The 12,459-nt window shown below is 73.3% G+C and carries 11 protein-coding genes; 6 read left to right on the top strand and 5 right to left on the bottom strand.

Annotation, left to right across the window (positions count from 1 at the left end):
• Positions 1-195 precede the first annotated feature (195 nt).
• Together AB0D01_RS08765 and AB0D01_RS08770 are read left to right on the top strand one after the other, a co-directional pair.
• The gene (locus AB0D01_RS08765) at positions 196-1,488 is read left to right on the top strand and encodes a hypothetical protein (RefSeq protein WP_363054372.1); all 1,293 of its coding nucleotides are present in this window, start codon (positions 196-198) and stop codon (positions 1,486-1,488) included.
• A gap of 169 nt (positions 1,489-1,657) precedes the next feature.
• Positions 1,658-2,746, top strand: a complete 1,089-nt coding sequence (locus AB0D01_RS08770) for a DUF916 domain-containing protein (RefSeq protein WP_363054373.1) — start codon at positions 1,658-1,660, stop codon at positions 2,744-2,746.
• 149 nt (positions 2,747-2,895) lie between these two features.
• On the opposite strand, the gene AB0D01_RS08775 is transcribed toward AB0D01_RS08770, so the two are convergent.
• From AB0D01_RS08775 to iolC, 4 genes are read right to left on the bottom strand one after another with little or no spacing between them, the layout of a single operon-like run.
• On the bottom strand, positions 2,896-4,395 hold the full coding sequence (locus tag AB0D01_RS08775; protein ID WP_363054374.1) for a CoA-acylating methylmalonate-semialdehyde dehydrogenase: 1,500 nt from the start codon (positions 4,393-4,395) through the stop codon (positions 2,896-2,898).
• Positions 4,396-4,407: 12 nt separating this feature from the next.
• On the bottom strand, positions 4,408-6,282 hold the full coding sequence (gene iolD / locus AB0D01_RS08780; RefSeq protein WP_363054375.1) for a 3D-(3,5/4)-trihydroxycyclohexane-1,2-dione acylhydrolase (decyclizing): 1,875 nt from the start codon (positions 6,280-6,282) through the stop codon (positions 4,408-4,410).
• Positions 6,279-7,172 carry a 5-deoxy-glucuronate isomerase gene (gene iolB / locus AB0D01_RS08785; protein WP_363054533.1) on the bottom strand — a complete coding sequence of 298 codons (894 nt, stop codon included), beginning with the start codon at positions 7,170-7,172 and terminating at the stop codon, positions 6,279-6,281. Before iolB ends, iolD begins: the two co-directional genes overlap by 4 nt.
• A gap of 7 nt (positions 7,173-7,179) precedes the next feature.
• Positions 7,180-8,175: a 5-dehydro-2-deoxygluconokinase gene (gene iolC, locus AB0D01_RS08790; protein WP_363054376.1), complete on the bottom strand. Its 996-nt coding sequence runs from the start codon at positions 8,173-8,175 to the stop codon at positions 7,180-7,182.
• 63 nt (positions 8,176-8,238) lie between these two features.
• Here iolC and AB0D01_RS08795 point away from each other — a divergent pair, with 63 nt between their 5' ends.
• The 3 genes from AB0D01_RS08795 to AB0D01_RS08805 all read left to right on the top strand — a co-directional run bounded on the left by AB0D01_RS08795 (position 8,239) and on the right by AB0D01_RS08805 (position 10,725).
• Complete coding sequence (locus tag AB0D01_RS08795; protein ID WP_363054377.1) at positions 8,239-9,153, top strand: sugar phosphate isomerase/epimerase; 915 nt, start codon at positions 8,239-8,241, stop codon at positions 9,151-9,153.
• Positions 9,154-9,217: 64 nt separating this feature from the next.
• Complete coding sequence (locus tag AB0D01_RS08800) at positions 9,218-10,234, top strand: Gfo/Idh/MocA family oxidoreductase (protein WP_363054378.1); 1,017 nt, start codon at positions 9,218-9,220, stop codon at positions 10,232-10,234.
• Positions 10,235-10,524: 290 nt separating this feature from the next.
• Entirely contained in the window at positions 10,525-10,725 is a 201-nt protein-coding gene (locus AB0D01_RS08805; protein WP_344156417.1) for a MerR family transcriptional regulator, read from the top strand.
• Between the two features lie 120 nt (positions 10,726-10,845).
• On the opposite strand, the gene AB0D01_RS08810 is transcribed toward AB0D01_RS08805, so the two are convergent.
• Entirely contained in the window at positions 10,846-12,054 is a 1,209-nt protein-coding gene (locus AB0D01_RS08810) for a cation:proton antiporter (RefSeq protein ID WP_363054534.1), read from the bottom strand.
• Between the two features lie 138 nt (positions 12,055-12,192).
• Between AB0D01_RS08810 and AB0D01_RS08815 the strand changes: the two genes are divergently transcribed.
• Positions 12,193-12,426 carry a heavy-metal-associated domain-containing protein gene (locus AB0D01_RS08815; protein ID WP_363054536.1) on the top strand — a complete coding sequence of 78 codons (234 nt, stop codon included), beginning with the start codon at positions 12,193-12,195 and terminating at the stop codon, positions 12,424-12,426.
• Positions 12,427-12,459 lie beyond the last annotated feature (33 nt).

The following is a 12,459-nucleotide window of genomic DNA, read 5'->3' on the forward strand; positions in this document are numbered from 1 at the left end:
CCCCACCGACCAGTCGGTATCCGATGTCCCATCAGACCGGTTCTGATGGGACATCAATGTGTGTGCGCTTCCGACGAAAGCAAGCCATTGACTTCTCATCACGGCGACGCGTCAATGACGGCCATCCGCACCGGCTCGGCCTCCCCGCACAGCGGGTGGGGGGAGGGGTTCGTCTGACGAAGGAGTCGCGACCCAGTGAGTACTACGTTCCGACGAAGAGTTCTGGCCGGGGCGGGCGCCCTCTCCCTGGCGTTGACGGGCGGCGTCGTGGCCCTGACGGGGACGGCGCAGGCCGCGACCAAGACCACTCCCGTCCCCGTGAAGTGCGTGGCCCCCGCGCCCCAGCCGGGCGCCAACGGCACCCAGAACTTCACGGTCACGGTGCCGGACACCGCCAAGGCCGGGCAGACCGTGCCGATCACCATCGACCCGGGCGAGACCCCCGTCGTCCCGATGTTCACCATCGACACGGTCAACACCATCAAGGCGAAGCTGCTGGTCGGCGGCGCCGCCCAGACGGTCACCAGTCCTCCCGTGGAGAGCCATCAGGAGGCGGGCAAGAAGGCCGACCCGCCCCCGTTCAGCGGCACGATCACGATCCCCGACGGCACCGAGGGCACCACCGTCCAGATCACCATCGATCAGGTGATCACGGACGCCGACCTCGGCGGGACGATCTACACGACCACCTGCACGCCGGACCCGCGGCCCAGCGCCTCCATCGGCTCCGTCGCCGTCGAGGCCCTCCCGAAGGACCCGATCACCACCCGGCTCACGCCCAACAGCGGCAAGGCGGGCACCGCCGTCGCCGTCACCGGAGCCAACTTCCCGGCCGGACCCGTCACCTGCTCCGCCGCCCTCGCGGGCACCGCGACCGGTGACGTCGGCACCGGCACGGCGGACGCCTCCGGGGCCGCCACCTGCAACCTCACCATCACCAAGAAGGCCGACTCGATCAAGATCGACGGCTCGGTGCCGCCGGCCAAGCCCTTCGTGTTCGTCGAGGAACAGGCGGGCGTGAAGAACCCGGTGGACATCGAGGTGCTGCCCGGCCCGCTGGCCCTCGGCCCGAAGGACGGTCAGCCGGCCGTCAGCTTCGGCTCGGTGACCATCAACGGCAAGGCCCAGTCGGTGTTCGGCGCGTTCAACGCCGCCACCGTCCAGGACTTCCGCGGCGGCAGCCTCGGCTGGGACGTGACGGCGACCCGTACGCCGTTCCTGAACGCCGCCACCGGTCACTCGATGGCCAAGGCGCAGCTCGGCATCCAGCCGACCTGCACCGTCACCAACCCCGACAGCCCGAGCACCTGCTCCGCGGGCACCCCGGGCGCGATCACGGACACCCCGATGAAGGTCGCCTCCCAGGCGGCCGGGGGTGAGGAGCTGACCGGCGGCGAGTTCGCCGTGGGCGGCGCGGCGATGATCCAGCTGCCCCCGTTCATGTTCGCCGACACCTACCAGTCGGTGGTGACCTTCTCGATCGCCTGACCGGATCGCACCGGATCGCACCGGATCGCACCGGATCGAGATTCCCGGTCCCGGTCCAGGTCCCGGTCCCGGTCCCGGGTGGCGCGGCGCCCCGGCGTCGCGCCACCTTCCCGCTCCCGTCCGCCGCACCGCCCCGGAGAGTCCCGGAGAACGCCGGAGAACCCCGCCCATGCGCTTCCGCACCCCGCTCCGCGCCCTGCCGACCGCCGTCCGCGCTCCCCTGCTCGCGCTCGCCGCCCTGCTCGCGCTCGTGTTCCCGCCGCTCCTCACCGGCGGCCCCGCCGCGGCCGCCGACAACGGCACCTGGGGGGTCTTCCCCACTCCCCCGGCCGGCGCGGCGATGACCGACCGCGCCTACTTCTTCCACCAGGGGGCCGCCGGGACGACCGTCGACGACAGCGTGACGATCCTGAACTCCTCCGACCGGGAACTGGCGTTCCAGGTGTTCGCCACCGACGCGACGAACACGCCCTCGGGCGGCGCCTTCGCGCTGCGGCCGGTCGAGACGAAGCCCAAGGACCTCGGCGCCTGGGTCACCCTGGCGCCCGAGACCGCGACGACGGTGACCGTCCCGCCCAAGGGCCGCAAGGACATCCCCTTCACCGTGCGGGTGCCGGCGGACGCGACCCCGGGCGACCACGTCGGCGGGATCGTCGCGCTGAACACGGCCGTCGAGGGCATCCGGCAGGACGGCAAGGTCCAGGTCGGGGTGAAGCGCTCGGTGGGCGCCCGCCTCTACTTCCGGGTGCCGGGTCCGCTCACCCCGGGGCTGAGCGTGGAGGACGTACGCGTCACCCGGGGCGCTCCGCTGGTGCCGTGGACGAAGGGCGCGCGGACCACCGTCACGTACGCCCTGGTCAACCGGGGCAACGTGGTCATCGAACCCCGGGTGGCCCTGTCCGCCGAGGGCCTCTTCGGGCGGCGGGTGTGGGAGCGCCCGGCGCGCGACACGAAGCTCGTGCTGCTGCCCGGGCAACGCGTCGAGCTGACCGAACCGTGGTCGGACGGGCCCCAGTTCGACTGGGTCACCGTCGACGTCACCGCGAGCGTCGCCGACCTTCCCGACCTGACGTCGACCTCCTCCGCCGACTTCCTGGCGGTGCCGTGGGCCGCTCTGGGCACGCTCCTCGTCCTCGCGGGCGCGGGACTGGCCCTGCGCGCGCTGCGCCGCCGCAGGCGCGATCGCGAGGGGGAAGGCCACCGGGAACGGGAACGGGAACGGGAGCCGTCGGCCCCGGGCGCGGCCCGTACGCCCTGACCCACCGGTCGCCCTGACCCACCGGACGCCCTGACCCACCGGACGCACGCGCCCCGCACGCCCCGCGCACCGCCCCGCACGCGAAAACCCCCGGCCGGTGAGGGTGGGCCGGGGGTTCGCGGACGGCGGCCGCGGGCGGCCGCAGACGGTCAGTGGTTGCGCGGGAAGCCGAGGTCCACGCCGGCCGGGGCGTCGGCCGGGTCGGGCCAGCGGGTGGTGACGACCTTGCCCCGGGTGTAGAAGTGGACGCCGTCGTTGCCGTAGATGTGGTGGTCCCCGAAGAGGGAGTCCTTCCAGCCGCCGAAGGAGTGGTAGCCCACCGGCACCGGAATCGGCACGTTGACGCCGACCATGCCCGCCTGGATCTCCAGCTGGAAGCGGCGGGCCGCACCGCCGTCACGGGTGAAGATCGCGGTGCCGTTGCCGAACGGCGAGGCGTTGATGAGGGCGACGCCCTCCTCGTAGGTCTCGGTGCGCAGCACGCACAGCACCGGGCCGAAGATCTCGTCGCGGTAGGCGTCGGAGTCGGTCTTGACGTTGTCCAGGAGGGACAGGCCGATCCAGTGGCCGTTCTCGTTGCCCTCGACGGTGTAGCCGGTGCCGTCCAGGACCACGTCCGCGCCCTGGGCGGCGGCGCCCTTGACGTAGGAGGCGACCTTGTCGCGGTGGGCGGCGGTGATCAGCGGGCCCATCTCGGAGGTCGGGTCGTTGCCGGGGCCGATCTTGATCTTCTCGGCGCGCTCGCGGATCTTCTCGACGAGTTCGTCGGCGATGGAGCCGACGGCCACGACGGCGGAGATCGCCATGCAGCGCTCGCCGGCCGAGCCGTAGGCGGCGGAGACGGCCGCGTCGGCGGCGGCGTCGAGGTCGGCGTCGGGGAGCACCAGCATGTGGTTCTTGGCGCCGCCGAGGGCCTGGACACGCTTGCCGTTCGCGGAGGCGGTGGTGTGGATGTGGCGGGCGATCGGGGTGGAGCCGACGAAGGAGACGGCGGCGATGTCGGGGTGGGCGAGGAGGGCGTCGACGGCGACCTTGTCACCGTGGACGACGTTCAGCACGCCGGCCGGCAGACCGGCCTCGGTCATCAGCTCGGCCAGCTTGTTGGCGGCCGAGGGGTCCTTCTCGCTCGGCTTGAGGATGAAGGTGTTGCCGCAGGCCACGGCCAGCGGGAACATCCACATCGGGACCATCGCCGGGAAGTTGAACGGGGTGATGCCCGCGACCACGCCGAGCGGCTGGCGGATGGCGGAGACGTCCACGCGGTTGGAGACCGACGTGGACAGCTCGCCCTTGAGCTGCGTGGTGATGCCGCAGGCCAGCTCGACGATCTCCAGGCCGCGCGCGACCTCGCCGAGCGCGTCCGAGTGGACCTTGCCGTGCTCGGCGACGATCAGCTCGGCGATGGCGTCGCGGTTGGCGTCCAGCAGCGCGCGGTAGGCGAAGAGCACCTTGGTGCGGGCGGCCAGCGAGGACTGGCCCCAGGACAGGAAGGCCTCCTTGGCGACCCGTACCGCCGCGTCGACCTCCTCGACCGAGGCGAGCGCCACCTGCGTGGTGACCTCACCGGTCGCCGGGTCGGTGACCGGGCCGTAGTTGCCCGACGCGCCCTCGACGGTCTTGCCACCGATCCAGTGGTTGACGGTCTTCATTGTGCTGCTCCTTCACAGATGGCGACGTCGCTGCGCGGCTTGCCGGTCGTACTCGTCACGGGCTCGGGCCGCCGACGCACGGGTCGCGGTCTCGGCCACAGGAACATCCCACCACGCCTGTGCCGGGGGTGGGCCCGACACAGTGTCGGGTGTTCGGGTCTGCGCGTAGACACATGTGGGACGGTCCGCCTCCCGCGCCTGGGCGAGGGCTTTTCGCAGGTCACCGATGGTGTGGGTGCGCAGGACGGTCATCCCGAGGGAGGCGGCGTTGGCCGCGAGGTCCACCGGAAGGGGGGCGCCCGTGTACGCGCCGTCGGCCCCCCGGAAGCGGTACGCCGTGCCGAAGCCCTCGGCGCCCACCGCGCCCGACAGGCCTCCGATGGAGGCGTAGCCGTGGTTGTCGAGGATGACGAGGCGGATCGGGACGCCCTCCTGGACGGCGGTGACGATCTCGGTCGGGTTCATCAGGTACGTCCCGTCGCCGACCAGCGCCCACACGGGCCGGTCGGGGGCGGCCAGGGCCACGCCGATGGCGGCGGGGATCTCGTAGCCCATGCAGGAGTAGCCGTACTCCAGGTGGTACTGGTCGACGGAGCGGGCCCGCCAGAGTTTGTGCAGGTCGCCGGGGAGGGAGCCGGCCGCGTTCACGAGGATGTCGGAGCCGTCGACGAGGGCGTCGAGCAGGCCGATGACCTGGGCCTGGGTGGGCGGTCGGTCCTCGTCGACGGCGGGGACGGCGCACGCCCGGTCGACGCGCGCCTCCCAGTCGGCCTTCCCTGCGGCGTACGCGGCCTCGTACGCGGGCTCCACCCGGTGTCCGGCCACGGCCTCGCGCAGCTCGGTCAGGGTCTCGCGGGCGTCGCCGACCAGCGGGCGGGCGGCGAGCTTGTGGGCGTCGTGGGGATCCAGGTTGAGGCCGACGAAGCGGACGGCCGGGTTCTGGAACAGGGTCGCGGAGGCGGTGGTGAAATCGGTGAGCCGGGTCCCGGCGGCGATGATCAGGTCGGCGCCGCGGGCGAGCGCGTCGGCGGTGGCGGTGCCGGTGTGGCCGACGCCGCCCACCTCTGCGGGGTGGTCGTACGGAAGGACGCCCTTACCCGCCTGCGTGGTGGCCACCGGGATGCCGGTGGCCTCGGCGAAGGCCGTGAGGGCCGGTTGCGCGGCGCTGTGCCGGATCCCGCCGCCGGCGATGATCAGCGGGCGGCGGGCGGCGCGTACCGCCTCGGCGGCGGCGGCCAGTTCGGCGCGGTCGGGGCGGGGGCGGCGTACCGTCCACACCCGGTCGGCGAAGAACTCCGCCGGCCAGTCGTACGCCTGGACCTGGACGTCCTGGGGCAGCGCGAGGGTGACGGCCCCGGTGGCCACGGGGTCGGTGAGGACCCGCATCGCCTGGAGCGCCGCGGGGACCAGGGCCTCGGGGCGGGTGATCCGGTCGAAGAAGCGGGAGACGGGCCGCAGGGTGTCGTTGACGGACACGTCACCGCCGTGGGGGACTTCGAGCTGCTGGAGCACGGGGTCGGCGGGGCGGCTCGCGAAGGTGTCGCCGGGCAGCAGGAGGACGGGGAGGCGGTTGACGGTGGCGAGGGCGGCGCCGGTGACGAGGTTGGTGGCGCCCGGGCCGATGGAGGTGGTCACGGCGTGCGTGGACAGGCGCCCCCGCTGGCGGGCGTAACCGACGGCGGCGTGCACCATGGCCTGCTCGTTGCGTCCCTGGAGGAAGGGCATGGCCTCGGGGCCGCTCTCCAGGAGGGCCTGTCCGATGCCGGCGACGTTGCCGTGGCCGAAGATGCCCCAGGTGGCGGCGATCAGCCGGGTGCGCCGGCCGTCGCGCTCGGTGTACTGGGCGGCCAGGAACCGTACGAGGGCCTGGGCGACGGTGAGCCTCACGCGTCCTCCGTCCCGGTGTGCGGGACCCCGGACGGGAAGGGGAGCCTGGGGTCGACCGCCTGCCCGGTCCAGCTGTCGCGGATCCAGCCGTGGTCGGGGTGGTCGCGGATCAGCCACTCGCGCGGTGTCCCCGGCGGCCCGGCCATCACGTTGAGGTAGTACATGTCGTGGCCGGGGGCGGCGATGGAAGGTCCGTGCCAGCCGTCGGGGATGAGGACGGTGTCGCCACTGCGGACCTCGGCGAGGAGGTCGGTGCGGCCGGTCGGGGAGGGGCTGACGCGCTGGTAGCCGAGGCCGGGAACGCCCTCGTGCGGGGCGATCTCGTAGAAGTAGATCTCCTCCAGCCGGGATTCCTCGCCGGGGCGGTGCTCGTCGTGCTTGTGGGGCGGGTACGAGGACCAGTTGCCGCCGGGGGTGATCACCTCGACGGCGATGAGCCGGTCGCAGGGGAAGGCGTCGGCGGCGGCGAAGTTGTGGACCTGGCGCGAGCAGGTGCCGGCGCCGCGCAGCTCGACGGGGACCCCGGCGGCGGGCCCGTAGCGGGCGGGCAGCCGGTTCGCGCAGCGGGCGCCGGCCAGGGCGAAGCGGCCGCCGGCGGCGGAGGCGATCTCGGCCCGGGCGTCACGGGGCAGGTACGCGAAGTCCCCGGGACCCGCGAACACCGAGGCCCGCCCGCGCAGTTCGAACTCGACGTCGAACCCCGCGTCGAACCCCGCGTCGAGCTCCGCGTCCGCCTCCGCACGGGACCCCGGCGGGTCCCCCCGCTCCGACGCGCAGCGGACCCGACAGCCCCCCGCGAGCGGGAGCACGATCCACTCCGCCTCCCCGCACGCGAAGGCGTACGTCTCCCCCGCCGCGAGCTCCACCACCCGCAGCCGGGTGAACTCCATGCCCGTCTCAGACACCACCGGCACCGGCCAACACCTCCTCCACCTCGTCCGCGAACGGCATCGCCGTCGAACACGCCAGCCGCGAGGCCACGATGGCCCCGGCCGCGTTGGCGTGGCGCAGCGTCCGTTCCAGGTCCCAGCCCGCGAGCAGCCCGTGGCACAGCGCGCCCCCGAAGGCGTCGCCCGCGCCGAGGCCGTTGACGACCGTGACCGGCACGGGCGGTACCTCCACCGTCGTCCCGTCCTGGTGCGCGGCCAAGACGCCGAGCGGTCCGCGCTTGACGACGGCCAGCTCCACGCCGGCCGCGAGCAGGGCCCGCGCGGCGGCGTACGGCTCGCTCTCGCCGGTGGCGACGGCGCACTCCTCGACGTTCCCGACGGCCACGCCGGCCAGCGCCAACGCCCGCTCGTACCAGGGTCGCGGCTCCTGTCCGGAGTCCCACAGCATCGGGCGCCAGTCGAGGTCGAAGACGGTGATCGCGCCGCGAGCCGAGGTCGAGCGGGCCTCGAGCGCGGCCAGGGTCGCGCTGCGGCTCGGCTCGACGCTCAGGCCGGTGCCCGTCATCCAGAAGACCCGCGCGGCCCGCACCGCCTCCAGGTCGATCTCGTCGGACCGGATCTCCAGGTCGGGCGCCTTGGGTCGCCGGTAGAAGTACAGCGGGAAGTGGTCGGGCGGGAAGACCTCGCAGAAGGTGAGGGGGGTCGGCAGGCCCGCCACCTCCCCCGCCCACCGGTCGTCGACGCCGAAGGCGCGCAGCTCGGCCCGCAGGTAGGCGCCGAACGGGTCGGCTCCGGTGCGGGTGATGACGGCCGTACGCCGTCCCAGTCGGGCCGCGGCCACGGCCACGTTCGTCGGCGATCCGCCGAGGAACTTGCCGAAGGTGTCCGCTTCCGCGAGCGGTACGCCCGTCTTCAGCGGGTAGAGATCCACCCCGATCCGCCCCATCGTGATCAGGTCGTACGGGTCGTCCCCGCCGTACGCGGGCCCGTCCGCGGTGGTCACAGCCGGTTCTCCTCCCACTCGTCCTCCCCGTCCCCTCGAACCTCGCACCCTAAGGTGGCCCCCATGAGCTCCTCCCCGCCCGCGTTGACCCGTATCCGTGTCGGTTCGGCTCCGGATTCCTGGGGCGTGTGGTTCCCGGAGGATCCGTCGCAGACGCCCTGGGAGCGCTTCCTCGACGAGGTCGCCGAGGCCGGGTACGAGTGGATCGAGCTCGGTCCCTACGGCTACCTGCCCACCGATCCCGTCCGACTCGCCGACGAGACGGCCCGGCGCGGGCTGCGGGTTTCCGCCGGCACCGTCTTCACCGGACTCCATCACGGGCCCGCCGTCTGGGAGCAGACCTGGGAGCACGTGTCGCGGATCGCCGGGCTGACGCGGGCCATGGGCGCGGACCGGTTGGTGGTCATCCCGTCCTTCTGGCGGGACGACAAGACGGGCGAGGTGCTGGAGGACCGTGAGCTGACGCCCGGGCAGTGGCGCGATCTGGCCTCCCAGACGGAGCGGTTGGGGCGCGAGGTGCGGGAGCGGTTCGGGTTGCGGATCGTCGTGCACCCGCACGCCGACACCCACGTCGACACCCCGCGCAACGTGGCGCGCCTCCTGGACGCCACCGATCCGGAGCTGGTGTCCCTGTGCCTGGACACCGGCCACTACGCGTACTGCGGCGGTGACAGCGTCGAGGCCATCGAGACGTTCGGGGAACGGATCGGCTACCTGCACCTCAAGCAGGTGGACCCGCGGATCCTGGCGGAGGTGGTGGCCGAGGGGATCCCCTTCGGTCCGGCCGTGGCGCGCGGGGTGATGTGCGAGCCGCCGACGGGGGTGCCCGCGCTGGAGCCGGTGCTGGCGGCGGCGCAGCGGCTCGGGGTGGATCTGTTCGCCATCGTGGAGCAGGACATGTACCCGTGTCCGCCCGACCGGCCGCTGCCCGTCGCGCGGCGCACCCGCGCCTGGCTCCGTTCGTGCGGCGCCCGGTGAGGACGACCACGTGAGGACGACCCCGTGAGGACGACCCTGTGAACCCCAGGACGAGGAGCGAGAGATGAGCCTGCTCGGCATCGCCGTCATCGGTACCGGGAAGATGGGAGCCGACCACGTGCGGCGGATCGGCGACACCGTCGGGGGCGCTCGGGTGGTGGCCGTGGCCGATCCGGACGGGGACCGCGTCAAGGAGGTCGCGGCGGGTCTGGACGGCGCGGGCGCCTTCACGGACCCGGCGGCGGCGATAGCGGCGCCCGGGGTGGACGCCGTACTGATCGCCTCACCCGGCCCCGCGCACGAGGAGGCGATCGCGCACGCCCTGCGCCGGGAGCTGCCGGTGTTGTGCGAGAAGCCGCTGACCCCGGATCCGGAGGGGGCGCTGCGGATCCTGGAGGCGGAGCGCCGGCTGGGTCGACGGCTGGTGCAGGTCGGTTTCATGCGGCGGTTCGACGCGGAGTACGAGCGGCTGAAGGCGGTGCTCGACGCGGGCGCCCTCGGTCGCCCCCTGTTCCTGCACTGCCGGCACCGCAACGCCTCCTCGCCGGCGTTCTTCACCGGCGACATGTTGATCAGCGATTCCGTGGTGCACGAGGTGGACGCCGCCCGGTGGCTGCTGGGCGAGGAGATCACTGCGGTGACCGTGCTGGCGCCGCGGTCCTCCGCGGTGGCGCCCGAGGGGTTGGGCGATCCGCGTCTGGTGCTGCTGGAGACCGCCGGCGGGGTGATCGTGGACGTGGAGATCTTCGTGAACTGCGGGTTCGGCTACGAGGTGACGTGCGAGGCGGTCGGCGAGTCGGGCACCGCGCGGATCGGGGACGGCGGCGGGGGCGTGGAGGTGCGCTCCGCCGGGCGGCGCTACGGGGAGATCACCCAGGACTTCACGACGCGGTTCGCGGACGCCTACGACCGTCAGCTGCGGCGGTGGGTGGCCGCGGCGGCCCGCGGCGGGGTGGCGGGGCCGGACGCCTGGGACGGCTACGCGGCGGCGGCCGTGTCGCGGGCGGGCCTGGCGGCGGCGCGCGACGGCGTACGGACCGAGGTGCGGGCGGTGGCGCGGCCGGAGTTGTACGGGGGCTGACCGAGGGGGTGGCCCGGCCGCCCGGCCACCCCCACCACCCCCGCCACCCGGCCGCTTCGTGGCCTGGCGCCCTGGTGGACTCCTGTGCCGCATCCGTCACAGGAGTCGCCCTCGTGTCACGCATGTCCGCGTTACGCGGGCTTTCCGTCACAGGCGGTCGACAGCCCCTCCCCCACTGTCACCGAGCGTCGTTCTCCGGGCACAACCCGAGTGATCGTCAGTGTCCATGCGCCGGCTCCCCCCGACGGCCTCCCGGCCGGCCCGGCGGCGTGGACCAGGAGGTGTCGTGGATGAGCGACCGACAGCTGTGGTCGTACAAGGAGATCGCCGCCCACATCCGGGTGCAGCCGGACACGGTGCGCTCCTACCGCAAGCACGGGCTGCTGCCCGCTCCGGACCACGTGGAGGGCGGCAAGCCGTACTGGTACGCCGACACGATCCGGACCTGGGTGGCCCGCCGCCCCGGCAACCGGGGCCGCCGCGAGGAGTGACGCGTACGCCGACGGCGGGGCCCCTGCGGCCCCGCCCCGACCCCCACCACCGACACCACCGGCACCACCGGCACCCCCCGCGGCACCCGCCCCGCCGGGGGCACCGCCCGATGGGCCCCCTCACCAGGACTCGGCCTCCACCGACCCGGCCGCGTCCGCCCGGGTGCGCCCCAGCAGCCGCAGGGCCACCAGCGGGAACACCAGCACCGAGATCATGCCCGCGCCGACCAGCGCCGCCGCCTCCCCCGGCTCCACCGTCCCGGCGTCCACCCCGAGCGTGGTGATGGCCACGACCAGCGGCAGCGCCGTCGCACCGCAGAGCGTCAGCGCGCCCCGCTCGCCCCGCGCCAGGTCGCGCGGGGCGAGGAGCCAGATGGGCAGGCCCCTCACCAGCAGGAACAGCAGCAGGAAGACCGGCAGCAACAGCAGCACCCGGCCTCCCGCCAGCAGGGCGTCGAGGTCGAACTCGATCCCGGTGACCACGAAGAACAGCGGGACGAGGAAGCCGAAGCCCATGGCCTCCACCTTCGAGAGCACCAGCTCGCTGCTCTCGGGCGCCGCCCCGTTGAGCACCAGTCGGGTGATCAGGCCGGCCGCGAAGGCCCCGAGCAGCACGTCCAGGCCCATCGCCTGGGCGAGGCCGAGCATCGCCACCAGCATGAGCACCACGAGCCGTACGGCGAACTGGGCGCTGCTGTGCAGGGTCTTGGCGATGACCCGGGCGAACCAGGGCGGCTTGGGCCGCATGGCCCAGTACACCGCCCCCGCCGTGATCAGGCCGAAGGCCACCAGCAGCGCGGCCGAGCGGGCCGGCGCCCGGCCGCTGAGCAGCAGCGCCATGGCGATGATCGGGCCGAACTCGCCGACGGAGCCGACGGCCATCATCACCGTGCCGAAGCGGCTCTTGAGGTCTCCGGAGTCGCGCAGCACGGGCAGGATCGTGCCCAGCGCGGTGCTGGTGAGGGCGGTGCCGACGTACACGCCCTTCTCGAAGCCGCCGCCGTGGGCGAGCAACACGCCGACGGTGAGGCCGAGGACGAGGGCGATCAGCCAGGACCACGCGGCGCGCTTGAGGGTGTCGCCCCCGACCCGGTCGAAGCGGATCTCGTAGCCGGCCAGGAAGATCAGCATGGCGAGGCCGAGTTGGCTGAGGACGTCGACGACCTCGGAGGAGTGCGCCCATCCGAGCACGTCGGGGCCGATCAGGATGCCCAGCAGGATCTCGAAGATCACCAGCGGCACCGAGATCCAGCGCGAGGCCCCGTAGGCGAGCAGCGGGGCGAGGACGGCGGCGGTCATGATCAGGACGAGGGTGACCGGGTGATCCATACGCGCCATTTACTTACACTTCCGACATAACGGCCAGTCCAGTGGGGCGGACGCGAAATGTCGGCGCGGAAGCTCGCATAGATACCCCCTAGGGGTATAGTCTGCGGAGAAGAGGAACCCCCGATGAAGGAGAACGACATGACCGCCGAGACGGACACCCAGACCACCGCCGTGTACAAGGTGACGGGGATGACCTGTGGGCACTGCGAAGGCGCCGTGACCGCCGAGCTGACCGCCCTGCCCGGCGTGGCCTCGGTCAAGGCCGTCGCCGCCACCGGCGAGGTCACCGTGGTCTCGGCCGCGCCGCTCACCGAGGCCGACGTCCGCGCCGCCGTGGACGAGGCCGGGTACGAGCTGGTCGGCCAGGTCTGAGCAGCCCCTCCTCTCCGCAGCACCCCGCCGGGT

It is taken from the genome of Streptomyces sp. NPDC048606, from assembly GCF_040650855.1.
Taxonomy (GTDB): Bacteria; Actinomycetota; Actinomycetes; order Streptomycetales; family Streptomycetaceae; genus Streptomyces.

Excerpts from the sequence above, each read along its gene's own strand:
- AB0D01_RS08775 (WP_363054374.1), bottom strand. The coding sequence starts at position 4,395 with ATGAAGACCGTCAACCACTGGATCGGTGGCAAGACCGTCGAGGGCGCG.
- AB0D01_RS08815 (WP_363054536.1), top strand. The coding sequence starts at position 12,193 with ATGACCGCCGAGACGGACACCCAGACCACCGCCGTGTACAAGGTGACG.
- AB0D01_RS08810 (WP_363054534.1), bottom strand. The coding sequence starts at position 12,054 with ATGGATCACCCGGTCACCCTCGTCCTGATCATGACCGCCGCCGTCCTC.
- AB0D01_RS08770 (WP_363054373.1), top strand. The coding sequence starts at position 1,658 with ATGCGCTTCCGCACCCCGCTCCGCGCCCTGCCGACCGCCGTCCGCGCT.
- AB0D01_RS08800 (WP_363054378.1), top strand. The coding sequence starts at position 9,218 with ATGAGCCTGCTCGGCATCGCCGTCATCGGTACCGGGAAGATGGGAGCC.
- AB0D01_RS08805 (WP_344156417.1), top strand. The coding sequence starts at position 10,525 with ATGAGCGACCGACAGCTGTGGTCGTACAAGGAGATCGCCGCCCACATC.
- AB0D01_RS08795 (WP_363054377.1), top strand. The coding sequence starts at position 8,239 with ATGAGCTCCTCCCCGCCCGCGTTGACCCGTATCCGTGTCGGTTCGGCT.
- iolB (WP_363054533.1), bottom strand. The coding sequence starts at position 7,172 with ATGGAGTTCACCCGGCTGCGGGTGGTGGAGCTCGCGGCGGGGGAGACG.